The organism is Adlercreutzia sp. DFI.6.23, from assembly GCF_024462535.1.
Lineage (GTDB): Bacteria > Actinomycetota > Coriobacteriia > Coriobacteriales > Eggerthellaceae > Adlercreutzia > Adlercreutzia rubneri.
In genome coordinates this window covers 1-418 of record NZ_JANGBP010000144.1, presented here as the reverse complement: position 1 = coordinate 418, position 418 = coordinate 1, and the positions used below count along the sequence as shown (strand labels likewise).

General features: G+C 68.2%; 1 pseudogene. It reads right to left on the bottom strand.

Annotated features, from left to right (window positions below):
• Positions 1-246, bottom strand: a pseudogene (locus tag NE591_RS12725) (IS21 family transposase); the annotation flags it as partial.
• Positions 247-418: the final 172 nt, after the last annotated feature.

The window sequence follows — 418 nt, the reverse complement described above, 5'->3', positions numbered from 1 at the left end:
GATCAGGTACTCGTAGATGCCGCGCTTGGTCGCGCCGGGCAGCTGCGCCGTGGCCTCTATGACCTCCCTGTGGCGGTCCAGCCCGCTCGGGCGGCACCTGCGCGTGTCCTCCACCTGGCCGCCGGCCTTCCAGTACTTGGCCACCGTGTGCCGGTTCATGCCGTAGCGCCGGGCGATGTCGGTGAAGTTGGGCGTGGTGCCCGCCTGCCTGTACATGTCGAACTCTCCCATGATGTCCCTTTCCAATCGGGGCTCCTTCCGTCCGGAGACGTCGGGAGCCTACACCTTGCGGCGCCGGGGGCGCCGCCGGCCAAAGTCCGGTAGCGCGATCGGCGCCTGTGCGGTGGCGCGATTGGCGGGAAGCGGGGGACCAATCGGCGATTATTACGGTAGCGCTAACAGAAGGCTCCGCCCTTGC